This window comes from Photobacterium sp. BZF1, assembly GCF_014349205.1.
In the GTDB taxonomy this organism is placed as follows: domain Bacteria; phylum Pseudomonadota; class Gammaproteobacteria; order Enterobacterales; family Vibrionaceae; genus Photobacterium.
In genome coordinates, this window is sequence record NZ_JACSOF010000003.1 from 49,257 (window position 1) to 75,962 (window position 26,706).

Here is a 26,706-nt window from a genome sequence, read left to right on the forward strand (position 1 = left end):
ACCGTGCCTGATTCTATTCCGGCCACAGCTCCGATGTCGGTATCCACACCAATTGGCTGTATTTACCCTGCTCTTTTTTCGCTACACTTGCCCCATCATTCAAATCACTACCCTGAACAACCACTATGGGATATTTATCCGCTGTTACCTTGCTCTGGGCTTTTTCCTTTAGCCTGATCGGGGTCTACCTAGCCGGCCAGGTCGATGCCTGGTTCTCGGTCCTGACCCGCGTCAGCCTGGCTGCCCTGGTCTTCCTGCCATTTTTGCGCCGCCAGTACCTGCACCGCTCGCTGGCGCTCAAGATAATGGTTGTCGGCGCTTTCCAGCTCGGCATTATGTACTGCTTTTACTACCAGTCTTTCCTCTATTTGAGCGTACCGGAAGTCCTGCTGTTCACCATCTTCACCCCGATCTATGTCACCCTGATCTATGACATGCTGCACCGCCGCTTCTCGGCTTGGTACCTGGCAACCGCAGCCATCGCGGTTTTGGGCGCGGCGGTGATCAAGTTCGAGGGGATCAACGAAGACTTCGTCACCGGCTTCCTCATCGTCCAGGGGGCCAACCTGAGCTTTGCCATCGGCCAAGTCGGCTACAAGCGAATCATGGAGCAAGAGCTGCAGGATATCCCCCAGCACACGGTATTCGGCCTGTTCTACCTCGGGGCGGTGTGTGTCGCGCTACCCATGTTCCTTCTGTTCGGTAACACCGAGCAGCTACCGACCACCAGCACCCAATGGGGTATCCTGATCTACCTAGGTACCATCGCCTCTGGCCTTGGCTACTTCCTCTGGAACAAGGGGGCAACCCTGGTCAATGCCGGCGCGCTGGCAATCATGAACAATGCGCTGGTACCGGCGGGCCTTATCGTCAATATCCTGATCTGGAACCGCGATGTCGATCTCGTTCGGTTATCCATCGGCGGGATGATCATCATCGCCTCGTTGTGGTTCAACGAAACCTGGGTCAAGTGCAAGGTCGCACAGACAAGCGCGGCATAACGCGGCCGGTAAAAACAACAAAGGCGAACCCGGTGGGTTCGCCTTTTGACTTTTTGCTATGGGCTATGGGCTATGGCCATTTTTGATATGACCCCCGTAAAGTAGACACGGGGGTTAATTTTCAAGTTCGTACATCATGGGACTCAATCCACCATTGGTCCCATGCCTTCTGATTACATTGTAATAGCCATTGATATAGTTGCGACACTCAGCAACCATTTCCTTTCGTGACATCTGCTCAAGGTTGGAGAACCATTCCTTTTTCATCAAGCCGAAGAAGCTTTCCGAACATGCGTTATCCCAGCAGTTTCCCTTCCTCGACATACTGACTGTCACTTTCCTTCTGGTGAGCCATTTCAGCACATCATAGCAACGGTACTGCGAGCCTCGGTCCGAGTGGAACATCAATGCTTCACCCTCCGGCTTGCGTGCATTCCAAGCCTTCTTCAAAGCCCTTAGGACTATCTCTGCCGAGTTCATGTAGCTGGTTGCCCAGCCAACAACACGGCGGGAGTATAAATCGATAATGACACATAGGTACTGCCAGCCTTCATGGCAGCGGATTTGGGTTATATCAGAGACCCAGACACGGTCAGGGGCCTCTACACTGAAGTTCCTGTTCAAGTAGTTCGGGGCCGTGGGCACAACCTCCCTTGGCCTGACAACACCGAAGCGCCGCTTACAAGCATTAGAACGGTAACCTATTTGCTGAAGCAGAGACTGAACCCGTTTCTTGTTACAGGCATATCCATAGGCAACGGCTTCCTCCCAGAGCTTGCGGTAGCCCTGGATACGACGATGTTTCTTTATCTGCTGCCGCAAAAAAGCCAGCAGCCCTTGGTTGTACCTTGTCCGGTCCGAGGGCTGATTGTTAAGCCACTTGTAGTAACCCGAGCGCGACACACCTAGCACGTCGCACATCAGTTTTACCGTTCTTCTGACAGTGCTAACCCTGTGTATATAAGCAAATTTTACTTTTGCTGACTGTCGAAGAACTCCTTCGCCTTTTTTAGGATTTCGTTCTCCAACTCAGCACGCTCAAGCTGCTTACGTAACTTCCTGTTTTCAGCTTCAAGCTGTTTGAGGCTTTGTTCTGGACCTTTGTTTTCTACTGGCTTAGGAGCTCTCTTTTTAGTCGCCAATTCGCTTCTCCATGAAGACAAAACTTTGTGTGAGATACCTAGCCTAGCAGCAACGGCTTTCACCGTATCTGGAGAATCGATAGATTCTTGAACTGCAGCAACTTTAAATTCTTGTGTGTAGGTTCGCCGGGTTATAACTTTCATGATAAACACCTCTTATTCTGAGAAGAGGTGTCTACTTTTAGGGGGTCACTTCATTTGGTTCAACCCGCTTAGCCATCAAGCTTTTCCAAGCGCCTAGGGCCAGCTCTTCCCAGAGCCGATGCATTATATAAACGAAAACGCATCGGCGAACATACGCTCGCGCTCGGCACCCTTCTCGGCCGAGAACTGCTCACGCGCCGCACCGGCCATTTCAAAACGGCCACAGATGTAGATGTCATAGGCAGATAGGCAGACAAAGTCATCGCTTACCGCTTCCAGCACATTGCCCGTTTTACCCTGCCAACCTTCTGGTGCACTCTCGACCACAGGGACATAAGTCAGGTTGCTATGCTTATCTGCCAGCGCCTTGAGTTCGTCATTGGCATAGAGCTGGCATTCATCACGGCCGCCCCAGTAGACAAAAATTGGCTGGCTGATACCACGGCCCAGGCAGTTGTCCAAAATACTGCGGACATACGAGAAGCCGGTGCCGCCAGCAATCAACAATAGAGGTTTGTCGCTATCTTCACGCACCCAGGCTTCACCGTGCGGCGCTTCGATTTCAACTGCAGTACCGCCTTCGAGTGCCGCCTTCATGTGCTCGACCACCTCGATAGCATAAGGGTTATGCTCGGCCGCCCCGATATGCAGCTCCAGCTCCCCTTCGCGACACGGGCTGCTGGCAATAGAAAACGGACGCTTATCCTTCTCGCCCATCACCGCCAGTAAGTACTGGCCAGCTTTGAATTCAATGTGTTGCTCCGGGCGCAGCAGGATACGAAACGTATTACAGGCCAACGGCTCGACGGATGTTACTTCGCATTTGATGGACATTCTCTTCCTCTAATCTAGCTGGAGTACCAAATCACTGTTTGCCATTGCCTGACACGCAAAGATCCAACCTTCGGCCTGCTCCTTCTCGGTGAGCATAGGCTCGAGCTGATAGCGGATCTCCCCCTGCTGCTTACGGCACATGCACATGGCACAGGCACCGACCTGACAGCGGTTGGGAAAGGCAATGCCTGCGTTGAGCGCAGCCTCAAGCAGCGTTTGTTCACCATCGGTAGCAAACTTCACATCATGGGGCAGCAGGCGGACTTGGTACATACTTATGTTCTCACGCCCGGTGTTCAGACCGGGCATTGGTTTATGGTTCTAACTTTCGAATTTGGCTCGCAAATTCGACGTCTCGGTTTAGCTTACTAGCAAGGTTAACCCAGAATCCCTAGTTCATCCCAGATAGCATCCACTTTGGCAACCACCTCCGCTGACTTGACGATCGGCGTCCCCCATTCGCGGCTTGCTTCACCCGGCAACTTGTTGGTCGCATCGAGGCCAATCCTGGCACCATGCTCTGCAGCTTGGTTGACTATCAGGGTATCGCGGCTTGGATCCATCCGGGTGGTTACCGCCCAGATCACATCATTCCAATCACGGGCATCGACATCACCATCACAAGCAATAATAAACTTGGTGTCGGTCTTTGTGGCTAACATCGCCCAGATGCTATCCATGACCTGCAATGCCTGACCCTCTTGGTCTTTCTCGATGGTCACTACCGCCACGCCAGCATGCTCTGCTGTTGCAGGTAGGTAAAAATCAATCACTGCCGGGAGCTGTTTGATTTCTTGCTCCAAGGCATGGTGCTCCGGCTCAGCTTGTGGGCGTGGGTAAGCCACCGCATTGGCGGTTTCCGCCTCCCACTTGGCCGTTGCATCGAGCCCCATCTTGGACCCCAAGCCCACCACCGGAGAGGCAAAGTCCAACGAGTCTATCGGGGTCTGGTCGATAAACAGGGTGTCACGTACCGGGTCCATATTGCGGCTCATCGCAGCAACCACGCTACCCCAATCACGGGTATCGACATCTTCATCTACCACTATGACGAACTTGGTGTACATGAACTGGCGCAGGAAGGACCAGACGCCCATCATCACCCGCTTGGCATGGCCCGGGTACTGTTTCTTCATCGATACCACCGCCATGCGGTAGGAACACCCCTCCGGCGGCAGGTAGAAATCAACAATCTCCGGGAACTGCTTTTGCAAAATAGGCACGAAGACTTCATTCAGCGCGACCCCAAGCACAGCCGGTTCATCAGGCGGACGGCCGGTATAAGTACTGTGGTAGATAGGGTCCTTACGCATGGTTACATGGGTAATCGTGAACACATGGTGACGCTCGACCTCGTTATAGTAACCAGTATGGTCACCATATGGCCCTTCGTCGGCAAACTCGTTCGGGTCAATGTAACCTTCAAGCACAATCTCGGCACTGGCCGGCACTTCAAGGTCATTGGTCAGGCTCTTGACCACTTCACTCTTGCGGCCACGCAACAGGCCGGCGAAGGCATACTCCGACAAAGTATCAGGGATCGGTGTGACGGCACCTAAAATTGTCGCCGGATCGGCACCAAACGCCACACTGACCGGGAAAGGCTTACCGGGATGGGTTTCCATCCAGTCACGCAGATCAAGGGCGCCGCCGCGGTGGGCCAACCAACGCATGATGATCTTGTTCTTAGCAATTTTCTGCTGGCGGTATATCCCAAGGTTCTGGCGCTTTTTGTTTGGCCCCTTGGTGATTGTCAGGCCCCAAGTCAGCAGCGGTGCCACATCATCAGGCCAGCAGCTCATTACCGGAATTTTATCCAAGTCGACGTCATCGCCCTGCCAGACTATGTCTTGGCACGGGGCGCTGCGCAGCCGCTTGACGGGCATATTCAGCACCTGCTTGAACACCGGCAGCTTATCCAGCGCTTCACGGAATCCTTTGGGCGGCTCGGGCTCTTTGAGGTAGGCCAGCAACTTGCCGACTTCCCGCAATTCGCGCACTTCGGTACGCCCCATTCCCATCGCAACACGGCCAGGGGTACCAAACAAGTTGGCCAGTACCGGCACATCGTAGCCAACCGGGTTTTCGAACAACAGCGCCGGTCCGCCGGCACGCAGGGTACGATCACAAATCTCGGTGATCTCCTGATCCGGGTCGACAGGCTGGGTAATGCGCTTAAGCTCACCCTGTTGTTCCAGATAGTCTATGAATTCTCGCAGATCCTTGAACTTCATCGGTTTCGCGGTTACCTATCCTAAATACACCAGCACCCGGCGCTGGCTTCAGCCTCCGGGTACAAATAATCATTATCAAAACATTATAACGACTTGTTAACGGTAGGACAGCGGAAAATCCGGCCACTGCGATCCAGCCCTTGCCTGAATACCAGGGCTAGCTTAAGGCAGCTTGGCAACCGCCGAACGGAAGTTCTTCTGCAATACCTGGCTACGGCTGACCGAAGCCAGTTGCTCGAGCCAGTCAAGATAGCCGCTGCGGGCGAGTTCGGTAGCCACCAGTTCGCCATCATCGACTTCACTCAGCTTGTCGCTGAGAAAATCCCTGGCAGCCACAGGTAACGGTTTGAGGGTAATGAGCGCGCGGTAGGCCTGGAGTTTCAACGTCGGGTTTATAGTCGCCGCCATCAGTTGCTTCGTCGCATTCGGCTGCGGTGCCAGGGCGGCCAAACGGTTGAGTTCAGCCAAGCTATATTGGTCGCTGCGGCGGCGCCACAGCAAATGATAGACACCTTCATCATCCGACGCCGCGGCAACCGCAGCAATCACCGCATTGTCCGGCAACCAAAGTAATTTACTATCCGAGGTAAATTGTTCAGCCAAAGCATCTACGGCTGTCTGTGACAGTTGTGGTAACTGGGCAAGGAAGATATCACGGCGGGTCGTCTGGGTTTGAATATCCCCGGTCAACCACTGTGAGAGTTGCAGTCCCCCCTCCTCCGCTTGGTCGACCATCTGCTGGGCCAACAACTGCTGCTGCCAGCGGATCACCAAACTGCGGGCCTTGGCACCATAATGAAAAGCCGACTTGGTCACCAGGTAGCCATCACCTTGCTCGACCACATTGAACACCGGCATACGGCCAGTTTGGGCCTCGAGCCAATCGGCTTTGGCTTGATCTAGGCCATCAGGGTTATCCGCATAATCGATAGCATGGTCAATCAGCTGGCTACGCACCGCTTCTTGCTGCAAGGGGGGCAATGAGGACAAATGGGTTTCCAACAGGGCAAACTCACTGCTGTCATAGTATTGGTGTAGGGCCGACACCCGGTTTTTAACCTGTAGGGAAGACTGGACTTGCTCAACATCCTGTTGAGAAATTTCAGTTGGCTGAATGGCTACCTGAGCGGTGGCCTGGGCGGCCATCATCCCTGCAGCCAGTAAACCTATCTGCATGCACTTTCCTAGTCGCATGTCACCTCCTTGGTGAAAAAAGATATGTCGGTTATCAGGATCATCCCAATCCAAAATCACATGTTGATAACAAACACAGTATATCGATCTATCGGGGTCAATTACCAGCAAAGCCGCAATTGAACAACGATCAATTAAGAATGCCAGTGTATCAAAAATAAAAAACGCCACAAGTTGCGGCGTTTTTCAAAACTGTGAGTCAAGCAGCAATAACTGCTACAGACTACGACTTCTGGCGACGCATCGCGTCAAAGAACTCGTCGTTGGTCTTGGTCATCGATAGCTTGTCGATCAGGAACTCCATGCTATCGGTCTCACCCATTGGGTGAACAATCTTACGCAGGATCCACATCTTCTGCAGCTCGTCAGATTTCGCCAGTAGCTCTTCACGACGGGTACCAGAGCGGTTGAAGTCAATCGCCGGGAAGACACGCTTTTCAGCGATCTTACGGGATAGGTGCAGTTCCATGTTACCTGTACCCTTGAATTCTTCGTAGATAACTTCATCCATCTTAGAACCGGTATCAACCAGTGCCGTTGCGATGATAGTCAGGCTGCCGCCCTCTTCTACGTTACGTGCCGCACCGAAGAAACGCTTCGGACGGTGCAGGGCGTTGGCATCCACACCACCGGTCAGGACCTTGCCTGATGACGGGATCACGGTGTTGTAGGCACGAGCCAGACGAGTGATAGAGTCAAGCAGGATCACAACATCTTTCTTGTGCTCAACTAGGCGCTTGGCCTTCTCGATCACCATCTCAGCAACCTGTACGTGGCGCGATGCTGGCTCATCGAAAGTCGATGCAACAACTTCACCCTTAACCAGGCGCTGCATCTCGGTCACTTCTTCCGGACGTTCGTCGATCAGCAATACCATCAACTCACACTCAGGGTGGTTGTAAGCAATGCTCTGGGCAATGTTCTGGAGCAACATGGTTTTACCCGCTTTCGGCGGAGCAACAATCAAACCACGTTGGCCTTTACCGATTGGCGAAGCCAAATCCAGTACACGGGCCGTGATGTCTTCAGTCGAACCGTTACCACGCTCCATGCGCATACGCTCGTTGGCATGTAGCGGCGTCAAGTTTTCAAACAGGATCTTGTTACGCGCGTTATCTGGCTTGTCGTAGTTAACCTCGTTAACCTTCAGCAGGGCAAAGTAGCGCTCACCGTCTTTCGGTGGGCGGATCTTGCCGGCAATTGTGTCACCAGTGCGAAGGTTGAAACGGCGGATTTGGCTAGGAGAAACGTAGATATCATCTGGACCGGCGAGGTAAGAACTGTCTGCAGAGCGGAGGAAGCCGAAGCCATCTTGAAGGATTTCTAGAACACCATCGCCAAAAATGTCCTCACCACTTTTCGCATGCTGTTTGAGAATTGCAAAGATGATGTCTTGTTTTCTCAAACGCGCCAGGTTTTCCAGTCCTAAGCTTTCGCCAAGCGCAACCAACTTAGAAATAGGTTGGTTCTTCAGTTCAGTTAGATTCATAGTGGTGGGTTTCTTGTCAGTCAAAATTGGGGTTCTATGTTAATTGAGATAAAGCTGACCAATGGGGCTGGTCAAGGAATGAACAGAATTACAATTTACGTGCAATAAGTTAGCACTAAAGATCTCATCCGTCTAGCATAGACGCAAGTCAAACCATGCACAACGAGAAATTGTGCACGGTTCGAAGCAGAGTTGCTTATAGGTTCGCGTCTAGGAACTCTTTAAGCTGGCTCTTTGACAGGGCACCAACTTTGGTTGCCGCTACGCCGCCGTCTTTGAACAGCAACAGTGTTGGGATACCACGGATACCGAATTTTGGTGGTGTCGCTGCGTTCTGGTCGATATTCAATTTACCGATAGTCAGCTTGCCTTCGTACTCGTCCGCGATTTCATCAAGAATTGGGGCAATCATTTTGCAAGGACCACACCATTCAGCCCAAAAATCGACTAGTACCGGGCCTGCAGCAGTAATTACATCGCTTTCGAAACTTGCGTCTGTCAGCTGCACAATCTTGTCGCTCATCTTCCACTCCAATGGTTGATTTTGTTAGCTGATTTGATTTTAACCAGCAAATCGATGCCCTATTTGAATGGAATCCGTTTCGTATTGCAACCCTAAGCTGATATTCTATACGAATGAAGACGACTCACATCACAGAGCAAAAATTTGCCGACCTGGGTTTAGAACCTCGGGTTTTACAAGGATTGGAAGCCAAAGGTTTCCATAATTGTACGCCGATCCAGGCGCTGGCATTGCCGGTAGTGCTCTCCGGCCGTGACATTGCTGGTCAGGCTCAAACAGGCACAGGGAAAACCCTGGCTTTCCTGACCGCGACTTTCAACCACTTGCTGCTAACCCCGGCAAAAGAGGAGCGTAAGCAAAACCATCCTCGTGCCATTATTATGGCACCAACTCGTGAGCTAGCGATCCAGATTTACAACGATGCCAAGCCGTTGATCGAAAGCACCGGCCTAACCGCGGGCCTAGCCTACGGTGGCGAAGCCTACGAGAAACAGCAGAAGAAGCTTGAAGCTGGCGTAGATATCCTGATCGGTACCTGTGGCCGTATTATTGATTTCTACAAGCAGCGCGTGATTGACCTACGCTCTATCCAGGCTGTGGTACTCGACGAAGCCGACCGTATGTTCGACCTTGGCTTTATCAAGGATATCCGTTTCTTGTTCCGCCGTATGCCGGCACCGCAGGACCGCCTGAACATGCTGTTCTCGGCAACCCTGTCTTACCGCGTGAAAGAACTGGCGTTCGAGCACATGAACTCGCCTGAAAGCGTTGTCGTCGAGCCTGAGCAGAAGACTGGCCACCGTATCCAGGAAGAGCTGTTCTACCCATCGAACCAAGACAAGATGCGCCTGCTGCAGAGCCTGATCGAAGAAGAATGGCCTGACCGCGCTATCATCTTTGCCAATACCAAGCACCGCTGTGAAGATATCTGGGCCCACCTGGCCGCAGACAAACACCGCGTTGGTTTGCTAACCGGTGATGTACCGCAGAAGAAGCGTGTCCGCATTCTGGAGCAATTCACCCAAGGTGAAGTTGATATCCTGGTGGCAACCGATGTTGCAGCCCGTGGCCTGCACATCCCTCAGGTAACCCACGTATTCAACTACGACCTACCTGACGATGCCGAAGACTACGTCCACCGTATCGGCCGTACCGGTCGTGCTGGTGCCAGCGGCCATTCGATCAGCTTTGCCTGTGAAGAGTACGCTATCAACCTGCCGGCTATCGAAACTTACATCGAGCACGCTATTCCGCTGTCGAAATACGATCCGGAAGCGCTGCTAGATGATCTGCCGCCGCCAATCAGCGTACCACGTTCACCACGCCAAGGTGGCAACCGCCGCAGTGGTGGTTCACAGCGCCAGGGACAGTCGCGCCAGCGTAACCGTCGCCGTCCGCAGCAGAACAAACAGCAGTAAAAAGAAAGATATGCCTATGGAAAGAACAGTATCACCCTTGTACGCCGCCATTGACCTTGGCTCCAACAGTTTCCACATGTGGATTGTCAGGGAGGTCGCAGGCACCGTCCAGACCCTGGCCAAGATCAAGCGTAAAGTCCGCCTGGCTGCCGGCCTCAACAGCGAAAACGAGCTGAGTATTGAGGCAATGCAACGGGGGTGGGACTGCCTCAGCCTATTTGCCGAACGCCTGCAGGATATTCCGGCAAGCAATATCCGCATTGTCGGTACCGCAGCACTGCGTACCGCCGTCAATGCCGAGGCCTTTCTTTCCAAAGCCGAGAGCATTCTCGGCTACCCGGTCGATATCATTCCTGGCGAAGAAGAAGCCCGGATCATCTACCAAGGCGTTGCCCATACCTCAGGCGGTTGTGGCAAGCGCTTGGTTGTCGATATCGGCGGGGCTAGCACCGAGGTCATCATTGGTGAGGGGTTTGATGCCAGTGCCCTGACCAGCCTCAAAATCGGCTGTGTTACCTGGCTTGAGCGCTATTTCAAAGACCGCTACCTCACCGAAGCCAACTTCGATGCCGCGATCGCCGCTGCCAAGGCAGCCATTGCCCCCATTGTCGAGCAATACCAGACATTGGGCTGGCAGACCTGTGTCGGTGCCAGTGGCACGGTTCAGGCCCTGCAGGAAATCATGCTGGCGCAGGGGATGGATGAAATCATTACCCTGCAAAAGCTCAAGCGGATGCAGCGCCAGGCCATGCAGTACGAGCGCCTTGAGGATCTCGATATTGAAGGGTTGACCCTAGAGCGTGCCCTGGTGTTCCCGAGCGGCCTGTCTATCCTGATCGCGATTTTCGAATCACTGGGTATCGAGTCTATGACCCTTGCCGGTGGCGCCCTGCGCGAAGGCATGGTGTACGAGATGATGAGCCAGATGCGCCACAACGATGTCCGTGAGCGTACTTTGCAGAGCCTACAGACCCGCTTCCAGCTCGACAGCATCCATGCCGGCAATGTCGGTGACACTGCCCGTGCCCTGCTGGCCAGCTGCCTGTCAGAATGGAAGCCAGAGCCACAAGCACACTACCTGCTTGATGCCAGTACTGCCCTGCATGAAATCGGCACCATGATCGAGTTCAAGAAGAGTGGCGAACATTCAGCCTACCTGATCCACCATAGCGATCTACCCGGCTTCACCCGTGCCCAGAAGCACCTGATCGGTGAGTTGCTACGCCGCTACCGCGAGAACCTGACCAGCCTGCCGGAGCAACATGCCCTGTCGGCGCAAAGTGCGACCCGACTGCTACGCTTGTTACGCCTGGCCGTGATCCTCTGCCACCGCCGGGACAGCAGCCACCAGCCGCCATTCACCCTGCAGGCCGAAGACAACGCCCTGAGCCTATCACTGCCTGCCAGTTGGCTGGCGGCCAACCCTTTGACCAATGCCGAACTGCAGCAGGAAGCCACCCGCCAAAGCGACATGGGCTGGCCACTGAGCATCATCGCCAGCGAGTAACCGGCACCACGTATAAAAAAAGCACCCCTCGGGGTGCTTTTTTATTGCCAGTCAAAGACCACAATTAGCCGGTGATACCGCTATGGCGCAGCAATGCATCGATCTGCGGCTCACGGCCACGGAAGCGCTTGAACAAGTCCATCGGCTCCTCGCTACCGCCGCGCTCGAGGATACAGTCTAGGAAATCGGCACCGGTCTGGGTGTTGAAGATCCCCTCTTCCTCGAAACGCGAGTACGCATCCGACGACAGGACCTCGGCCCACAGGTAGCTGTAGTAACCCGCGCTATAACCACCCGCAAAGATATGGCTGAAGCTATGTGGGAAACGGCCAAACTCAGGGCTCGGTACCACTGACACGCGGGATTTGATATCCGCCAGCGTATCTAGCACCTTGGCACCCACTTCAGGGTCGTATTCGGTGTACAGGGTAAAGTCGAATAGGCCGAACTCCAACTGGCGCAGGATCCCCATCGCCGACTGGAAGTTCTTGGCGGCCAGCATCTTATCCAGCATTTCTTTTGGCAATGGTTCGCCGGTCTCGTAATGGCCAGAAATGAAAGCCAATGCCTCTTCTTCCCAGCACCAGTTTTCCAGGAACTGGCTTGGTAGCTCAACCGCATCCCAAGGCACACCGTTGATACCCGAGACCGCCGGAACTTCAATCTGGGTCAGCATATGATGGATACCGTGGCCGGTTTCATGGAACAGGGTGACCACCTCGTCATGGGTAAACAGTGCTGGCTTGCCACCCACAGGTTTGTTGAAGTTACAGGTCAGGTAAGCGACCGGCGCCTGCAGAGTACCGTCCTGGCGGGTACGGCGGACCATACACTCATCCATCCATGCCCCGCCTCGTTTGTGTTCGCGGGCATACAGGTCGAGGTAGAAACTGCCACGCAGTTCGCCTTGGGCATCGAAGATATCGTAAAACTTCACCGACTCGTGCCAGGTATCAACGCCTGTGCGCTCTTTGACGTCCATACCGAAGACGCGCTTTAGTACCTCGAACAGGCCAGCAACAACTTTCTGCTCAGGGAAATAAGGACGCAACTGCTCGTCAGAAATGCTGTAGCGGTGCTGCTTGAGCTTCTCGGCATAGAAGGCGAAATCCCATGGCTCCAGCGCTTCAGCACCAAACTCGGCACGGGCATATTCACGCAACTCGGCAACTTCACGCTCGCCCTGCGGCTTGGCGCGGCTAGCCAGATCGTTCAAGAAGCCCAAGACCTGATCGGTCGACTCTGCCATCTTGGTCGCCAGCGATTTTTCACTGTAGGTATTAAAGCCCAACAGGCGGGCAATTTCGTGGGTTAGCTTAAGCTTCTCGGCAATGATTTCGCTGTTGTCCCACGTACCGGCATTCGGCCCGCGGTCAGAGGCGCGGGTCACAAACGCTTCATACATCTCCTGGCGCAATTCGCGGTTTTCACAGTAAGTCATCACCGGCAGGTAAGACGGGATATCCAGGGTGAACAGGTAGCCTTCCTGCTCCTTGGCCTCGGCTGTGGCCTTTGCAGCCTGTAGGGCAGACTCAGGCAAACCGCCAAGCTCAGATTCATCGGTGACCAACTTGCTCCAGCCCATAGTAGCATCAAGCACATTATTGCTAAATGAAGAAGACAGCTCAGACAAGCGCTTGCTGATCTCACCATAGCGGTGCTGCTCTTTGGCTGGCAAGCCAATACCCGACAGCTCAAAATCTTTCAGCGCATCAGTGATCGACTTTTGCTGGGCTTGGCTCAACCCGGCAAAGCTATCATCGGCTTTGATCGCTTTGAATGCTTCGTAAAGGCCTTTGTGCTGACCCACCCAGGTGCCATAGTCCGATAGCATCGGCAGGCAACTCTCGTAAGCTTCACGCAACTCGTTGCTGTTTTTCACGGCATTGAGGTGGCCTACCGGCGACCAGATGCGGCTAAGGCGATCGTCAGTCTCAGCCAACGGAACACAAATTGATTCCCAGCTTGGCGGTGTATCAGACGCCAGCACTTGCTCCACGGCAGCCCGGCAGTCATCAATTGCCTGCTCGACAGCAGGTTTGACATGCTCAGGTTGGATAAGCGAGAACGGAGGCAGGCCCGTCATCGAAAGTAGTGGGTTGGTCATGCGCAATTCCTTAAATTGGTTATCCATTAATAAATGCGTCTTTGGGAGGCTAATTTCAATCCTTTCATTACGCTAAATCGTCATTGTACAGTCTAATAGTAAACTAGATCTCAGTGCCGAAGCGGGAAAGTCATCACGCCTACTGGCTATTCGCAGCCAATTGGCGATAATACTTGCCCTTATTTATTCCTATTCTGTCGAGATCCCAGCCATGCTGAGCTACCGCCATAGTTTCCACGCCGGCAACCATGCCGATGTGGTCAAACACATTGTCCAGAGCCTGATCCTGGATGCCCTGAAACAAAAGGAAAAACCCTTCGTTTACCACGATACCCATTCCGGTGTCGGCCGTTACGACCTTCAGGATGAGCGCAGTGAAAAAACTGGCGAGTTCAAGCAAGGCATTGCCCGGATCTGGCAGCGTGACGATATCCCGGCAGAGATCGCCAGCTACATCGACGCTATCAAGGTGCTAAATGACGGCGAGGAGCTGCGCTACTACCCTGGCTCACCGAAAGTTGCCCGTGCCCAAATCCGCGATCAGGACCGCATGGTACTGACCGAACTGCATCCGAGCGACTTCCCACTATTGCTGCAGGAATTCCGCGGCGATCGCCAGGTTAGGATTTACAAAGAGGACGCCTTCGCCCGCCTCAAGGGCAGCCTGCCTCCGAAAGAGCGCCGTGGCGTAGTACTGATCGACCCACCTTACGAGCTCAAGCACGAGTACATGGATGTGGTAAAAGCGATCAAGGAAAGCCACAAGCGCTGGGCAACCGGCACTTACGCCATTTGGTATCCGGTGGTTTACCGCGAGAACATCGACAAAATGCTCAAAGGGTTAGAAGATCTGGGTATCCGCAAGATTTTACAAATCGAACTTGGGGTCGAACCTGATACTGAAGAGCGCGGCATGACCGCCTCGGGCATGATAGTGATCAACCCGCCGTGGAAGCTAGAAGGCCAAATGCAGGCAATCCTGCCTTGGCTAAAAGACGCCATCGCCCCCAACCACGGCCACTACAAAGTGGAATGGGTGGTACCGGAGTAAGCACAGCAATCCAGCGCTAACTCATTAATAAATAACAAAAGGTGGCGTCAGCCACCTTTTTGCTATGGCCTAGCCAATTTCCCTTTCCTTTGATATCACGCAATAAATGCTGTGCGTTTATCGACCACCCCCTCTCGTAACTGCCGCTTTTCTTGATTACACTAGGCTCAGCCATAAAATAAGATAATGAATTGGAGTAAAGTCATGGCAAAGCATTTTGATTACATCTGTATCGGTGGTGGTAGCGGCGGTATTGCATCAGCCAACCGTGCAGCAATGTACGGCGCCAAAGTCGCATTGGTTGAAGCCAAAGCGCTGGGCGGTACCTGTGTCAACGTGGGTTGTGTACCGAAAAAGGTAATGTGGCACGGTGCCCAAATTGCAGAAGCAATGCACCTGTACGCCAAAGACTACGGTTTTGATGTCGATGTCAAAGGCCTTGACTGGGGCAAACTGGTTGAGAGCCGCGAAGCCTACATCAGCCGTATCCACACCGCCTACGACAATGTCCTTGGCAACAACAAAATTGAAGTGATCAACGGCTTCGCCAAGTTCGTTGATGCAAAAACTATCGAAGTTAATGGCGAGCACTACACTGCTGACCACATCCTGATCGCTGTTGGCGGCGAGCCAACCATCCCGAACGTACCGGGTGCCGAGCACGGTATCGACTCTAACGGTTTCTTCGAACTGAACGAACAGCCAAAACGCACCGCCGTTGTTGGTGCAGGCTACATTGCGGTTGAGATTGCAGGCGTACTAAGCGCACTAGGCACCGACACCCACCTGTTTGTCCGTAAAGAGTCACCACTTCGCAGCTTCGACCCAATGATCATCGACACTCTAGTTGAGGTGATGGACAAAGAAGGTCCGACGCTGCACACCCACAGCGTACCAAAAGAAGTGGTCAAGGAAGCTGACGGTACTATCACACTGCACTTCGAAAACGGTGAATCACACAACACTGACGTACTGATCTGGGCGATTGGCCGTAAGCCAACCACCGACAAGATCAACCTTGCAGCAACGGGCGTTGAAACCAACGACCGTGGCTACATCAAGGTTGACGAGTACCAGCAAACCAATGTTGACGGCATCTACTGTGTCGGTGACATCATGGAAGGCGGTATCGAGCTAACACCTGTAGCCGTCAAAGCTGGCCGCCAGCTATCCGAGCGCCTGTTCAACAACAAGCCAGACGCCAAGATGGATTACAAACTGGTACCGACCGTGGTGTTCAGCCACCCACCAATCGGCACTATCGGCGTGACTGAGCCTGAAGCAATTGCCCAGTACGGCGAAGAGAACGTTAAGGTCTACCAATCTGGCTTTACCGCGATGTACACAGCCGTCACTTCACACCGCCAGCCATGTAAGATGAAACTGGTTTGTGCTGGTCCAGACGAGAAAGTCGTTGGCCTACACGGTATCGGCTACACCGTGGACGAGATGATCCAAGGTTTCGGCGTAGCAATGAAGATGGGCGCAACCAAAGCAGACTTCGACTCAGTTGTAGCTATCCACCCTACGGGTTCAGAAGAATTCGTTACCATGAGATAGTTTGCAAGAGTCTGCGATAAGCCACTTGGCTAATTCGCTGCGACAAAGGAAAGGGGGCTATCAGCCCCCTTTTTTATTTCAGCTCTTAGTGACTGGCAGATGCTTAGAAGTTGTAGCGCAAACCAAGTTTGTAGAACATCTTGTCCTGATCACCAATCTCCAGTGATTCATTCTGGTAGTTCTTCTGCTCTTCGGACTGGTAGTAGGCCTCGTACACCACATTCATGTTGCTGGTCAGCAGGTAGTCCCCGAATACGCCGTATCGGTTACGAGCCTGATCTTTCTTTTCACCCACTGCATTTTTGAAATCACGCTTTAGATTCAAACGGGCAAATGGCGAAATCGAGAAACGGTCAAACTGGTGGCTGTAAATCAAGCGTAGCTGCCACTCTTCCATGGTATCGGCTTCACTGGCCAATGTAGTGTTGCTGGTCTTCTTGTATTCGCTGTAGATCGATGCCCGGAATGCCTGTGATTCATTGAGCTGGGTACGCACCTGGAAGTCCAACTCGTGCAGGTAGTCGGTATAGTTGTTGAGGTTGCCAGTATCGTTGCCACGCGATACTGACTTGGCCGTCACCGGTGCCACAAAACCATCCAGCGCAAGGGTAACCATATCGCTATAGGCATAAGTCATATTCGGGTGGATACGCCACTCGGTATCATGGGTATTGGTTTGGCTGTATTCGTTATGACGGATATTCAAACGCGGAGAGAAAGTGAACTTGTCTGTAACGTCGTAGTCATACCAAACAATGTATTCCTGACGCGAACGGTCATTGCTGAATTCTCGGCCACTCGTCGCATCCGTTGAAGTACGGGTCGCCTGTTTGTCACTGAATTTGAATGCAAAGTGCAATGGCAAATCAGCAACAGGCGTAAAGCCAGTCGCCAGGTACGGCATCACAAAATCATTGTGGTTGTGGGATGAGTTGAAGTCTTCATACTCCGCACCGAGTTCTACATAGCCGGCCTGGGCAAGACCGGATAAGCCAAGGATCACTGCTGCTGGTAATAGTTTTAATGTTTTCATTTGTAACTCCAAAAATTGCTCGGTTTTTACCCTGCGTAAATGAGCTTTTGGAGCTTATAATTCGTTTCTGAATGAACGCTGACAGCTAAATTTTGAGCTTGCTCACGCAATTCCTGAAACTTGTTGGGGAATCAACACTTTGATAGTTGTAAATTTTCTCAAAGCTTCTGAATTAGCCACAAAATTAAAGAAACTTAAAGCCTCAATGATATAAATAAATATCTTTGCCTACCCTGCCGTACTTCCCTGCCAGTCTTATTTCCTCAGCAGTTACCTTCACAAGATCCCCTTTCGCCTGATACTGAGCGATTGGACCAACATACCATGCACGGCCTGAGCCACCACTCTCCGCTATAAGCCATGCAGCCTACTGCGCATATTTTTTCTCAGGGCCAATCCAAAGGATGTGAAAGAACCTTCATTAATGCGGTAAAAAATGAATAATTAGCCGATTATTCACCGAAATCATTCCAATTCATGAGGAAAAACTGTAATCTTGCCCGACCTGATTATGGAAGATCAGTGAATATTTATTCCACAGAGAATGAAGCATTTATTTACTCTTAGCTTATCAATCAGTTAAAGGCCAAATATGCAGGATCAGGTTATTTCCCAAAACGGTAAAAAGAGCCCATGGCTCATGTTCCTCCTACCGTCGCTCCTCGGTGTCTTCCTTTTCATGGCACCTATCAGTTATCAGGATTCACTGACAATCCCAATCGCTATTCTGGCCAAATCGGTTCAGGCTCTATTCGATGGCATGCTGCCAGCCATGGTGACTTTCGTTATCGCCCTAACCGGTGTTGCTTCGATCGCCACCAAGCTATTAAAGCCTAAAGCCGTGCTAGAGAGTGGCTTTCTGAGCGGCCTATTAAACCCGTCACTGCCTTGGTTCGTTGTCCAACAGTTGGGCGCGATTTTTGTCGTGATGACCTATTTTGGCATCGGCCCTGAGATGATCCACCATGGTGATACCGGCGGCTTGGTTCTGAATGATCTATTGCCGGTACTCTTTTCTGTCTTCCTTTTTGCCGGTTTGCTACTGCCATTATTGCTTAACTTCGGCCTGCTGGAGTTTGTTGGTGCCCTGTTCACCCGCGTAATGCGCCCGCTGTTCAACCTGCCGGGCCGTTCGGCAGTAAACTGTATCGCCTCTTGGTTAGGTGACGGCAGTGTCGGCGTACTGATGACCAGCAAACAGTACGAGAGCAAAATCTACACCGAGCGTGAAGCTGCGGTTATTGGTACCACTTTCACCGCGGTATCTATTACGTTTAGCCTAGTCGTCATTGCCCAGGTAAACCTTGAGCATATGTTTGCCCCGTTCTACCTAACAGTGTGCCTTGCAGGCTTGGCGGCAGCGGTGATTGTCCCTCGCCTACCACCACTTTCGTGGAAGAAAGACCGCTACATCGATGGTCAACCGCTTGAGGGCGATATCGAAGCCCTACCGGAAGGCAAGACCGTAATTGGCTTTGGCCTTGAGCAAGCGCTGGAGAAAGCCTCACAGGTGAAAAGCCTGCGTAGCATGGTCGTCGAAGGGGTGAAGAACGCGATTGATATGATTTTCGGCGTACTGCCTGTCGTGATGGCGATTGGTACCATTGCCCTGGTGATTGCCGAGAACACACCGGTATTTAGCCTACTTGGCCAGCCGTTTATCCCGTTCCTCGAGTTGCTGCGCATCCCTGAGGCAGCAGCAGCTTCTGAGACCATCGTGGTCGGCTTTGCGGATATGTTCCTGCCGTCTATTCTGGCATCGGGTATCGAGAGCGACCTAACCCGCTTTGTGATTGCTGCAATGTCAGTGACCCAGCTGATCTACATGTCGGAAATCGGTGCCCTGCTGATCGGCAGCAAAATCCCGGTCAAGCCGTGGGAGCTGTTCATGATCTTCATCCTGCGTACCCTGGTGACCCTGCCAGTCATCGCAATGATGGCGCACATATTCTTCTGATAGCAAACGCTACCAAATACAACCAAAGCCAGCGCACCGTCGCTGGCTTTTTTGTATCCCAAATCCCGTCGCAAAAGAACAGCGCATTGGCTGGACTTTACGGGGGTCATATCAACCTAGCCTCTAGCCTCTAGCCTCTAGCCTCTAGCCTCTAGCCTCTAGCCTCTTAGACCAGTTTCCCAAGCTCCAGACATAAAAAAACCGGCCTCAGCCGGTTTTTCTTGCCTGTAACACAGGGTTTTGAATGCCTTACTGTTCTTCAGCAGCATCGTCTTCTTCTTGCTCACGGACATAGAAGCGTGAGAAGAACAAGCCAACCTCAAACAACAGGCACATCGGAATCGCCAGTAGGGTCTGCGAGATCATGTCTGGCGGCGTCAGCATCATACCTACCACGAAGGCACCGACGATGATATACGGCCTTTTTGTTCGCAGGCTTTCTGGATCCGTGGCCCCTGTCCAGCACAGCAGGATAATGGCCACCGGGATTTCAAACGCAATACCGAATGCCAAGAACAGTGCGAGGACAAAGTCCAGGTAACTGGCTATATCCGTCGCTACCGTGATCCCTTCCGGTGCTGTTTTGGTAAAGAAGCTAAATACCAGTGGAAATACCACAAAGTAAGCAAAAGCCACACCCGCATAGAACAGCAGCGAGCTGGAAAACAGCAGCGGCATAATCAGCTTGCGCTCATGCTTGTACAGCCCCGGTGCCACAAAGGCCCAAACCTGATACAAGATCATCGGCACAGCAATAAACACCGAGGTCACCAAGGTGAGCTTAATTGGCGTAAAGAATGGCGATGCCACATCTGTAGCGATCATACTCGCGCCTTCTGGTAGACGTTCTACCAAAGGCGCTGAGATGAAGGCATAAATGTCGTTGGCAAACCACACCAGGCCAAGAAAAACCACAATGACACTCAGGATGGAACGCAACAGCCGGTTACGCAGCTCAAGCAAGTGGCTGAATAACGGTTGCGTGTCTTCAACAGTAGACATAGTGACTTATATTAATCCTGCTTTTGAGAGGTCGTCGCCGAGGACTGCTCGTCTTTTTTGTCGCCATAAGGACGCTGCACATCGGATGCTGCTTTCTTCAGCTCCTCAACAGTGTCCCTCAGCTCTGGCGAGAGATCTTTCATCCCCATTTGCTCGGCTTTTTTCAAGTTTTCCTGAAGTTCCTGGATCTTGAGTTCCTGGTTCAGTTCATCCTTGACCGAGTTCGCCATATTACGTGCAGCCCCAATCCAGCGCGATACGCTACGTATCGCGACAGGTAGGCGTTCCGGCCCCAGTACAACCAATCCCACCACGGAGATCAGTATTAGTTCCCAGAACCCGATATCAAACACGTGTTAAACCTGCTCTTTGTCTTTCTGGCTCTTCTGAGCCTGATCACCCTGCTGTTCATCAGCTAGTTTCTTCTGATCGAAGTCCGCATCAGCTGCTGCGTCTTTCTTAGCAGCAGAAGGCTCATCATCACTGATAGCCTTTTTGAAACCTTTCACGGCAGAGCCCAAGTCACCGCCCAATGTACGCAACTTCTTGGTTCCGAACAGCAGAACAATGATTAGTGCAATGATTAGCAATTGCCAGATACTGATACCACCCATGCTTGTTTTACCTCAGCTAATTGTGGTTAATAACGAATCGTATATGTGTTGGCTGCATACTTTACCGTCTATTTACGGCAAGCACGCCACCCAAGTAACCAAAACGTGACCCCCATTGCAGCACTGATAGCCGAATAGTTTTCAATGTGATTACTAAAAAGTATGGCAGAACATACAACCAGAGTTGCACCAATGCCAAAGTAGAACCTTGCCAGGCCCTGGTAACGTCGACTCTCCATGAAGTTGTCGTAGAGTTTATCGATACGTTGGTTCAGCGCATTGCCTTGGCGCAAACTATCGTAAAGTAATTCCGGTAGCTCCGGTAATTTCTCAGCCCAGAATGGCGCCCGGGTTTTCACCCCGTCAATCACGGCCTGCGGACCGACCTGACGAGACATCCAGTCTTCTAGGAAAGGTTTGGCGGTATCCCACAAATCGAGTTGCGGGTATAACTGGCGTCCCAATCCTTCTACGTATAATAAGGTTTTCTGCAACAATACCAACTGTGGCTGCACTTCCATATTGAAGCGGCGCGCGGTATTGAACAGGTTAAGCAACACATGGCCAAACGAGATCTCGGCCAGTGGCTTTTCGAAAATCGGCTCGCACACAGTACGGATCGCGAACTCAAACTCGTCGATATTGGTATCTTCCGGCACCCAGCCAGAATCGACATGCAACTCTGCAACCTTGCGGTAATCCCGGTTGAAAAACGCTAGCAGGTTTTCGGCCAGGTAGCGTTTGTCCTCACGGTTCAAGCTGCCGACAATGCCGCAGTCGAGGGCAATCCACTGCGGGTTTTCCGGGTTCTCCCGTGCCACAAAGATATTGCCCGGGTGCATATCAGCATGGAAGAAGCTGTCACGGAATACCTGGGTAAAAAAGATCGTCACGGCATTTTCCGACAGCAGTTTCATGTCGGTGCCGTTAGCCACCAGCGCATCGATATCCGACACCTGAATACCATAGATACGTTCCATGACCAGCAGGTTTTCCCGGCTAAGATCAGTGTAAACCTCAGGCACATACAGCATGTGGCTGTCTTCGAAATTACGCCTCAGCTGGATACCATTGGCGGCCTCTCGCATCAGGTTCAGTTCGTCGAGCAAGGTTTTCTCGTACTCGCGGACCACTTCGACCGGGCGTAAGCGGCGCGCATCCGGCAAGACTCTGGCTAGCAGGCCTGCCATACGGTACATCAGGGTAATATCGGCCTTGATCACCGGCAGGATATCCGGGCGGATCACCTTGAGCACCACTTCCTTGCCAGTTTCCTTCAAGGTTGCGGTATGCACTTGGGCAATTGACGCCGATGCCAATGGCACCTCATCAAAATCATCGAACCACGTCTCAAGCGGGCCACCCAAGGCTTTTTCCATCTGCTGCTTAGCAAGGCGGCCATCGAACGGCGCGACCTGATCTTGCAACAACGCCAATTGGTCGGCGATATGCGGCGGGAACAAGTCCCGGCGGGTCGACATCATCTGGCCGAACTTGATCCACACAGGACCAAGCTCCTGCAGCGCCAAACGCAGGCGCTCGCCCAATGGTTTTTCCGGGTGCTCGTTACGCAGCCAGAACAGGGATTTGCGCATTGCCTTTGGCAATTTGAGCCGAGGGTCTTCCGGCAGCAGCTCATCCAGCCCGTAACGTAGTTGGACAGCGGTAATTTGGTATAGGCGCTTAACTTCTGACAACACCATCATCGTGGAGTTTGCTCCATGAGGCGGTTGAGGCGTGCTTCACAGCGCGACACGTCCATTTTCAGATCATCGACCTGATCGGCAAAATAGGCGATTTCCAGCGCCTGCGGGGCCAGGCGCCACTCTTCAGTGATCACCTCAGCCAAATCACGCTGGCGTTTGGCTACCCCCTGCTGGATAAAGCGCGCGCCCTGCTTGGCACCACTGACCAAGGTATGGGCAACGATATCACCGGTATATTGCGAAAGTTTTTCTTCGAAGTCGGGTTTCAGCCCGCTCAGCAAGGCAGAGAACTGCTGTGCCAACTGGATATCACCGTCCAGCGACAGCTTGTCGGCCTTAATCAGTTGGGTCAGATTGGCTTGCTGGCGAAGCTCTGGTAACACGGAAAGGTTAAGAGCTAACTGGCAGTCTACCTCGCCTTCATAGGCCCCCAGCACATCGATCTGTTGGCTGAAAACAAAATACAGCTGCTTGCCGAATTCATTGATGGTCACGCCGATCACCTTACCCTTCAAACGGGCAAGGCGACGCTGGCTGTCTTCATCGTCTTTCAGCAGAGCATTGAGTGAGGTCTCGATCGCCCCGGTAACAAACGCATCAACAGGCATGGGTTCCTCAGAATTTGTATCCACGGTGCAGGGCAACAATGCCACCGGTCAGGTTGTAGTAATTCGTCTGCTCAAAACCGGCACCCTGCATCATCCCTTCCAGCGTGTCCTGATCAGGATGCATACGGATGGATTCAGCCAAGTAACGGTAGCTTTCAGCATCGTTGGCAATCACTTCGCCCATTTTAGGCAATAGGTGGAACGAATAAGCGTCATAGATTTTCGACAACGGCTCGACGATCGGCTTTGAGAATTCCAATACCAACAAGCGGCCACCCGGCTTAAGTACGCGATACATCGAGCGTAGTGCCTTGTCTTTGTCTGTTACGTTACGCAAACAGAAGCTGATGGTAATACAGTCAAAGTAATCATCAGGGAAAGGCAGTTCCTCGGCGTTAGCCTGAACATAACCGACATTGCCGACAATGCCGTTGTCACGCAGTTTACTGCGGCCTACCTTTAGCATCGAATTGTTGATATCTGCCAAGATCACCTGGCCGTCATCACCGACAATGCGCGAGAACTTAGCGGTCAGATCACCCGTACCACCACCTAAGTCTAGGACCTTATGACCACGGCGAACACCACTGCAATCAATGGTAAAGCGCTTCCACACCCGGTGGACTCCCATCGACATCAGGTCATTCATAATGTCGTACTTGGCTGCTACCGAGTGAAATACCTCAGCAACCATTTCCGCCTTGTCTTCCTTGGCTACAGTCCGGTAGCCAAAATGGGTCGTCTCTAGTGTGGTGTCCGTCATGCTACTTCCGTCATGGTTAACGTTTTATTTCGCCCTAGTGTACTTGATGGTTGAGGTTTGCTCAAAGCACAACCTGCATCTATGTCCACACCGCATTATTATGCTGCCGGACCATCCTCGCCAATCGCGGCCAAAGCGTCGTCAGGTAGAACATCTTCATCCGGTGCCCCCAACATCGCCCGCTCGGTCAGCAACGGACTGATATCACGCTTGACCTCGACGCCCAACTGGCGAAAGCCTTCAGCCTGGCGGATCACATTGCCGCGCCCCGTGACTAGCTTGTTCATAGCACCTTGGTAGCTCTGGTTGGCCTTTTCCAAAGAGGCCCCCATCGCTTCCATATCAGTGACAAACAAGCGAAGTTTGTCATAGAGCTTGCTGGCCCGCTCGGCGATCTGCTTGGCATTCTGATTCTGGCGCTCATTACGCCATAGGTTGTTGATTGTACGCAATGCCACCAGCAAGGTGGTCGGACTTACCAACATGATGTTCTGATCCATCGCATCGCGGATCAGGCTTGGGTCGGCTTCGATAGCCGCTTGGAATGCCGGCTCGACGGGAATAAACATCAGAACATAATCGAGGCTTTCTACCCCATGCAGCTGATGGTAGTCCTTGCGGCTCAAGCCGCGGATATGGCTGCGCACCGAGGCGACATGCTCACCCAGTGCCAGTTCCTGCTCGGCGACATTGTCGGCATTGAAGAAACGCTCATAAGCGACCAACGACATCTTGGCATCGATAACCACATCCTTATTCTGCGGCAAGTGCACCACAACATCGGGCTGGTAGCGCTTACCGTCTTCGTTTTCGAGGCTGATCTGGGTTTGGTACTCATGCCCCTCACGCAGGCCGGACTCGCTCAGTACCCGGGCCAATACTACTTCACCCCAGTTACCTTGAGCCTTATTGTCTCCCTTGAGTGCTTGGGTCAGGTTAACGGCCTCTTGTGCCATTTGTTCGTTGAGTTGCTTGAGGTTGTTGATCTCATGGACCAAGGTATGACGCTCGCGGGCCTCCTGGCTAAAATTGTCGTTAACCTGCTTGCGGAAACCCTCGAGCTGCTCGCGCAGCGGCCCAAGCAAGCCTTCCATGCTGATCCTGTTCTGCTGGTCAACCGTTCGGGCCTTGTGTTCGAACATCTTATTGGCCAGGCTCTCGAACTGCACCCGCAGCCTTTCTTCGGCATTTTCCAGCAGGGCAATTTTATCATCCGCCGCTTTTTGCTCCTCGAAATGGCGGGCTTCCTGCTCACGCAAGTCCGCTTCGAGGCCGGCATTGGCCATCCGACTGTTTTCCAGTTGTTCGGTCAGGTACTGCTTCTCGTTCCTGAGCGCTTCGAAATGGCGCATTTTTTCCAGCGCTGCCGCCAATCGACCATGCATCTGACGCAACTCGGCAGTCAGCCTGTCACGCTCGATGTCCATCTCGTCGAGTTCCTGGTTGCGCTCGTCAATCTGGCTCTGGTAATGCTGCATTTTACTCTGGGCCAGTTTCAATTCGGCTTCTGCTTTCTGGCGCAAAAGCTCCATTTGCTGTTGCCAGCGGTTTTTCACCAGCCATGCCGCGATCCCCCCTGCTGCCACAGCGCCGGATAGCCCCGTCACCATCGCCAAGCCGTATCCCGACAACCACTCATTCATCATGCTTTATTCCTGACCCTTTGATTAACCAGCAATTGATCTGCTTTTGCCAATAAGGCTAAGAGGATACTGGATAAATGTCCAGTTTAGATAATGCAGAAAGCCACCTCACTACTCGCCCAACAACCCAGCTCACATTCCCTACAGCAATTTTCTGGTCGGCTCCCGTGCAATCGAATACACTGACGCCCTAACCTTATACTCCCTGCTGCCAAGCCGGTGCAGCAATTGATTATGGATGAACAATGAACGAACGTTACGCGCTCGGGTATGGCCTGGCAGCCGTCCTGCTGTGGTCGACCGTTGCCACCGCATTTAAAATTACTCTCGATTTCTTCACCCCGATCCAGATGCTGGTTGCCGCCAGTGTGGTATCCGCCCTCGCCCTTGCCGGCATCGCGTTTTATCAGGGCAAGCTGCACCTGCTGGGCCGTACCTTCATGGCAAGGCCGCTGTACTACCTGCTGTTGGGTCTGATCAACCCATTTGCCTACTACCTGGTGTTGTTCAAAGCGTACGAGTTGCTGCCGGCTTCCCAAGCCCAGCCGCTCAACTATAGCTGGGCGATCACCCTAACGCTGATGGCAGCGGTATTCCTCGGCCAGAAAATCCGCAAACAAGACTGGGCAGCATGTGCACTGGGCTACCTCGGCGTGGTCGTGATTGCCACCAAAGGGGATGTAATGGCCTTGCAGTTCGACAACCCAACCGGCGTTGCGCTGGCATTGCTGTCGACCCTGCTGTGGGCGATGTACTGGATCCTCAACACCAAGAACCAGGCCGATGCGGTATTGGGTGTTTTGCTGGGCTTTTTGGTTTCACTGCCATTCTCCATCGGCTTGAGCCTATATACCGGTGGCTGGACAGCGATCCCTTGGCAAGGCTGGGCTGCGGTGAGCTATGTCGGTCTGTTCGAGATGGGCGTGACCTTCGTGCTGTGGATCAATGCACTCAAACTGACCCGCAACACTGCCCGGATAAGTAACCTGATCTTCATCTCGCCATTTATTTCACTGATGCTGCTGGCGACAATTATCGGCGAGGAGATCCACGCCTCAACACTAGCTGGCTTGGTATTGATTGTCTGCGGCTTGCTTATCCAGCAGTGGAAAGGGAAAAAACAGCAGGCGGAAACAGCTACCTAGCTTTGGGAATAAAAAAAGCCTGCCACAGGGT

Annotated in this window: 23 protein-coding genes; 7 read left to right on the forward strand and 16 right to left on the reverse strand. The window is 52.7% G+C overall.

Annotated elements, in window-relative coordinates; all coding sequences use genetic code 11:
• Positions 1 to 125 precede the first annotated feature (125 nt).
• A complete protein-coding gene (locus BIZ37_RS01285) occupies positions 126 to 1,001 on the forward strand; it encodes a carboxylate/amino acid/amine transporter (protein WP_187459981.1) in 876 nt (291 codons plus the stop codon).
• 114 nt (positions 1,002 to 1,115) lie between these two features.
• Here BIZ37_RS01285 and BIZ37_RS01290 read toward each other — a convergent pair.
• The 7 genes from BIZ37_RS01290 to trxA form a co-directional block, all read right to left on the reverse strand.
• Positions 1,116 to 2,287, reverse strand: a protein-coding gene (locus tag BIZ37_RS01290; RefSeq protein WP_187459982.1) for an IS3 family transposase whose coding sequence is annotated in 2 segments (ribosomal slippage) — positions 1,116 to 2,014 and positions 2,014 to 2,287 — 1,173 coding nt in all. Because the reading frame shifts where the segments join, the coding sequence is not laid out codon by codon here.
• Between the two features lie 123 nt (positions 2,288 to 2,410).
• Complete coding sequence (gene fre / locus BIZ37_RS01295) at positions 2,411 to 3,121, reverse strand: NAD(P)H-flavin reductase (protein ID WP_107298895.1); 711 nt, start codon at positions 3,119 to 3,121, stop codon at positions 2,411 to 2,413.
• Between the two features lie 9 nt (positions 3,122 to 3,130).
• Positions 3,131 to 3,394, reverse strand: a complete 264-nt coding sequence (locus BIZ37_RS01300) for a 2Fe-2S iron-sulfur cluster-binding protein (RefSeq protein WP_187459983.1) — start codon at positions 3,392 to 3,394, stop codon at positions 3,131 to 3,133.
• 104 nt (positions 3,395 to 3,498) lie between these two features.
• On the reverse strand, positions 3,499 to 5,355 hold the full coding sequence (gene ubiD / locus BIZ37_RS01305; RefSeq protein WP_187459984.1) for a 4-hydroxy-3-polyprenylbenzoate decarboxylase: 1,857 nt from the start codon (positions 5,353 to 5,355) through the stop codon (positions 3,499 to 3,501).
• 162 nt (positions 5,356 to 5,517) lie between these two features.
• Positions 5,518 to 6,549 (reverse strand): hypothetical protein, encoded by a 1,032-nt coding sequence (locus BIZ37_RS01310; protein ID WP_255526643.1) that lies wholly within the window; start codon positions 6,547 to 6,549, stop codon positions 5,518 to 5,520.
• Positions 6,550 to 6,772: 223 nt separating this feature from the next.
• Complete coding sequence (gene rho / locus BIZ37_RS01315; protein WP_107298892.1) at positions 6,773 to 8,038, reverse strand: transcription termination factor Rho; 1,266 nt, start codon at positions 8,036 to 8,038, stop codon at positions 6,773 to 6,775.
• Between the two features lie 196 nt (positions 8,039 to 8,234).
• Positions 8,235 to 8,561: a thioredoxin TrxA gene (gene trxA, locus BIZ37_RS01320; protein WP_107298891.1), complete on the reverse strand. Its 327-nt coding sequence runs from the start codon at positions 8,559 to 8,561 to the stop codon at positions 8,235 to 8,237.
• Between the two features lie 113 nt (positions 8,562 to 8,674).
• Between trxA and rhlB the strand changes: the two genes are divergently transcribed.
• A complete protein-coding gene (gene rhlB, locus BIZ37_RS01325) occupies positions 8,675 to 9,979 on the forward strand; it encodes an ATP-dependent RNA helicase RhlB (protein WP_187459985.1) in 1,305 nt (434 codons plus the stop codon).
• Positions 9,980 to 9,995: 16 nt separating this feature from the next.
• A complete protein-coding gene (gene gppA / locus BIZ37_RS01330; RefSeq protein WP_187459986.1) occupies positions 9,996 to 11,486 on the forward strand; it encodes a guanosine-5'-triphosphate,3'-diphosphate diphosphatase in 1,491 nt (496 codons plus the stop codon).
• A 64-nt stretch (positions 11,487 to 11,550) separates the two neighbouring features.
• On the opposite strand, the gene prlC is transcribed toward gppA, so the two are convergent.
• On the reverse strand, positions 11,551 to 13,593 hold the full coding sequence (gene prlC, locus BIZ37_RS01335; protein WP_187459987.1) for an oligopeptidase A: 2,043 nt from the start codon (positions 13,591 to 13,593) through the stop codon (positions 11,551 to 11,553).
• Positions 13,594 to 13,804: 211 nt separating this feature from the next.
• Here prlC and BIZ37_RS01340 point away from each other — a divergent pair, with 211 nt between their 5' ends.
• Positions 13,805 to 14,644, forward strand: a complete 840-nt coding sequence (locus tag BIZ37_RS01340; RefSeq protein ID WP_187460006.1) for a 23S rRNA (adenine(2030)-N(6))-methyltransferase RlmJ — start codon at positions 13,805 to 13,807, stop codon at positions 14,642 to 14,644.
• Between the two features lie 204 nt (positions 14,645 to 14,848).
• Entirely contained in the window at positions 14,849 to 16,204 is a 1,356-nt protein-coding gene (gene gorA, locus BIZ37_RS01345; RefSeq protein WP_107298886.1) for a glutathione-disulfide reductase, read from the forward strand.
• Positions 16,205 to 16,307: 103 nt separating this feature from the next.
• Here the strand turns inward: gorA and BIZ37_RS01350 are convergent, their stop codons facing one another.
• A complete protein-coding gene (locus tag BIZ37_RS01350; protein WP_187459988.1) occupies positions 16,308 to 17,237 on the reverse strand; it encodes a hypothetical protein in 930 nt (309 codons plus the stop codon).
• A gap of 592 nt (positions 17,238 to 17,829) precedes the next feature.
• Between BIZ37_RS01350 and BIZ37_RS01355 the strand changes: the two genes are divergently transcribed.
• Complete coding sequence (locus tag BIZ37_RS01355; RefSeq protein WP_187459989.1) at positions 17,830 to 19,194, forward strand: YjiH family protein; 1,365 nt, start codon at positions 17,830 to 17,832, stop codon at positions 19,192 to 19,194.
• Positions 19,195 to 19,443: 249 nt separating this feature from the next.
• Here the strand turns inward: BIZ37_RS01355 and tatC are convergent, their stop codons facing one another.
• The 7 genes from tatC to rmuC all read right to left on the reverse strand — a co-directional run bounded on the left by tatC (position 19,444) and on the right by rmuC (position 25,533).
• Entirely contained in the window at positions 19,444 to 20,196 is a 753-nt protein-coding gene (gene tatC / locus BIZ37_RS01360; RefSeq protein WP_107301567.1) for a Sec-independent protein translocase subunit TatC, read from the reverse strand.
• An 11-nt stretch (positions 20,197 to 20,207) separates the two neighbouring features.
• The gene (gene tatB, locus BIZ37_RS01365) at positions 20,208 to 20,549 is read right to left on the reverse strand and encodes a Sec-independent protein translocase protein TatB (protein ID WP_107301568.1); all 342 of its coding nucleotides are present in this window, start codon (positions 20,547 to 20,549) and stop codon (positions 20,208 to 20,210) included.
• A 3-nt stretch (positions 20,550 to 20,552) separates the two neighbouring features.
• Positions 20,553 to 20,810, reverse strand: a complete 258-nt coding sequence (gene tatA, locus BIZ37_RS01370) for a Sec-independent protein translocase subunit TatA (RefSeq protein WP_107301569.1) — start codon at positions 20,808 to 20,810, stop codon at positions 20,553 to 20,555.
• 68 nt (positions 20,811 to 20,878) lie between these two features.
• Positions 20,879 to 22,513 (reverse strand): ubiquinone biosynthesis regulatory protein kinase UbiB, encoded by a 1,635-nt coding sequence (gene ubiB, locus BIZ37_RS01375; protein ID WP_187460007.1) that lies wholly within the window; start codon positions 22,511 to 22,513, stop codon positions 20,879 to 20,881.
• Positions 22,513 to 23,124, reverse strand: a complete 612-nt coding sequence (locus tag BIZ37_RS01380; protein ID WP_107301554.1) for an SCP2 domain-containing protein — start codon at positions 23,122 to 23,124, stop codon at positions 22,513 to 22,515. Before BIZ37_RS01380 ends, ubiB begins: the two co-directional genes overlap by 1 nt.
• Before the next feature lie 7 nt (positions 23,125 to 23,131).
• A complete protein-coding gene (ubiE, locus tag BIZ37_RS01385) occupies positions 23,132 to 23,887 on the reverse strand; it encodes a bifunctional demethylmenaquinone methyltransferase/2-methoxy-6-polyprenyl-1,4-benzoquinol methylase UbiE (protein ID WP_187459990.1) in 756 nt (251 codons plus the stop codon).
• A gap of 98 nt (positions 23,888 to 23,985) precedes the next feature.
• On the reverse strand, positions 23,986 to 25,533 hold the full coding sequence (gene rmuC, locus BIZ37_RS01390; RefSeq protein WP_370577284.1) for a DNA recombination protein RmuC: 1,548 nt from the start codon (positions 25,531 to 25,533) through the stop codon (positions 23,986 to 23,988).
• 242 nt (positions 25,534 to 25,775) lie between these two features.
• Between rmuC and BIZ37_RS01395 the strand changes: the two genes are divergently transcribed.
• Complete coding sequence (locus BIZ37_RS01395; RefSeq protein ID WP_187459991.1) at positions 25,776 to 26,675, forward strand: DMT family transporter; 900 nt, start codon at positions 25,776 to 25,778, stop codon at positions 26,673 to 26,675.
• The last annotated feature ends 31 nt before the right edge of the window (positions 26,676 to 26,706 follow it).

Coding starts and splice junctions, on each gene's coding strand:
- BIZ37_RS01285 (WP_187459981.1), top strand. CDS start 126: ATGGGATATTTATCCGCTGTTACCTTGCTCTGGGCTTTTTCCTTTAGC.
- fre (WP_107298895.1), bottom strand. CDS start 3,121: ATGTCCATCAAATGCGAAGTAACATCCGTCGAGCCGTTGGCCTGTAAT.
- BIZ37_RS01300 (WP_187459983.1), bottom strand. CDS start 3,394: ATGTACCAAGTCCGCCTGCTGCCCCATGATGTGAAGTTTGCTACCGAT.
- ubiD (WP_187459984.1), bottom strand. CDS start 5,355: ATGAAGTTCAAGGATCTGCGAGAATTCATAGACTATCTGGAACAACAG.
- BIZ37_RS01310 (WP_255526643.1), bottom strand. CDS start 6,549: ATGCGACTAGGAAAGTGCATGCAGATAGGTTTACTGGCTGCAGGGATG.
- rho (WP_107298892.1), bottom strand. CDS start 8,038: ATGAATCTAACTGAACTGAAGAACCAACCTATTTCTAAGTTGGTTGCG.
- trxA (WP_107298891.1), bottom strand. CDS start 8,561: ATGAGCGACAAGATTGTGCAGCTGACAGACGCAAGTTTCGAAAGCGAT.
- rhlB (WP_187459985.1), top strand. CDS start 8,675: ATGAAGACGACTCACATCACAGAGCAAAAATTTGCCGACCTGGGTTTA.
- gppA (WP_187459986.1), top strand. CDS start 9,996: ATGGAAAGAACAGTATCACCCTTGTACGCCGCCATTGACCTTGGCTCC.
- prlC (WP_187459987.1), bottom strand. CDS start 13,593: ATGACCAACCCACTACTTTCGATGACGGGCCTGCCTCCGTTCTCGCTT.
- BIZ37_RS01340 (WP_187460006.1), top strand. CDS start 13,805: ATGCTGAGCTACCGCCATAGTTTCCACGCCGGCAACCATGCCGATGTG.
- gorA (WP_107298886.1), top strand. CDS start 14,849: ATGGCAAAGCATTTTGATTACATCTGTATCGGTGGTGGTAGCGGCGGT.
- BIZ37_RS01350 (WP_187459988.1), bottom strand. CDS start 17,237: ATGAAAACATTAAAACTATTACCAGCAGCAGTGATCCTTGGCTTATCC.
- BIZ37_RS01355 (WP_187459989.1), top strand. CDS start 17,830: ATGCAGGATCAGGTTATTTCCCAAAACGGTAAAAAGAGCCCATGGCTC.
- tatC (WP_107301567.1), bottom strand. CDS start 20,196: ATGTCTACTGTTGAAGACACGCAACCGTTATTCAGCCACTTGCTTGAG.
- tatA (WP_107301569.1), bottom strand. CDS start 20,810: ATGGGTGGTATCAGTATCTGGCAATTGCTAATCATTGCACTAATCATT.
- ubiB (WP_187460007.1), bottom strand. CDS start 22,513: ATGGTGTTGTCAGAAGTTAAGCGCCTATACCAAATTACCGCTGTCCAA.
- BIZ37_RS01380 (WP_107301554.1), bottom strand. CDS start 23,124: ATGCCTGTTGATGCGTTTGTTACCGGGGCGATCGAGACCTCACTCAAT.
- ubiE (WP_187459990.1), bottom strand. CDS start 23,887: ATGACGGACACCACACTAGAGACGACCCATTTTGGCTACCGGACTGTA.
- rmuC (WP_370577284.1), bottom strand. CDS start 25,533: ATGATGAATGAGTGGTTGTCGGGATACGGCTTGGCGATGGTGACGGGG.
- BIZ37_RS01395 (WP_187459991.1), top strand. CDS start 25,776: ATGAACGAACGTTACGCGCTCGGGTATGGCCTGGCAGCCGTCCTGCTG.